This window comes from Tessaracoccus sp. OH4464_COT-324 (assembly GCF_003932855.1).
In the GTDB taxonomy this organism is placed as follows: domain Bacteria; phylum Actinomycetota; class Actinomycetes; order Propionibacteriales; family Propionibacteriaceae; genus Arachnia.
In genome coordinates, this window is record NZ_RQYZ01000173.1 from 1 (window position 1) to 318 (window position 318).

General features: G+C 52.8%; 1 pseudogene. It reads left to right on the forward strand.

Going from position 1 to position 318, the window contains the following annotated elements:
• Positions 1 to 318 (forward strand): annotated as a pseudogene (locus tag EII42_RS12650) (glutamate dehydrogenase); the annotation flags it as partial.

A 318-nucleotide genomic window follows, 5' to 3' on the forward strand; every position in this document is an offset into this window, starting at 1 on the left:
CTATATGCTCGAATTGCGCGCTTCGGGCAATGACGTGGTGGCACCTTACGCAGAACGGTATCCCGAAGCCAAATTCGTGCCGGGACGACGTCCGTGGGAAGTGAAAACAGACATCGCTCTGCCCTGTGCGACGCAAAATGAACTGGACGGGAAAGATGCTTTGCAGCTGATCGAAAACAAAGTGCAATGTGTCGGGGAAATTTCCAACATGGGTTGCACACCCGAAGCGATCGATCTCTTCTTGGAGCATAAAATCCTTTATGCACCGGGCAAAGCCGTGAATGCAGGAGGTGTGGCTACTTCCGGCCTCGAAATGAG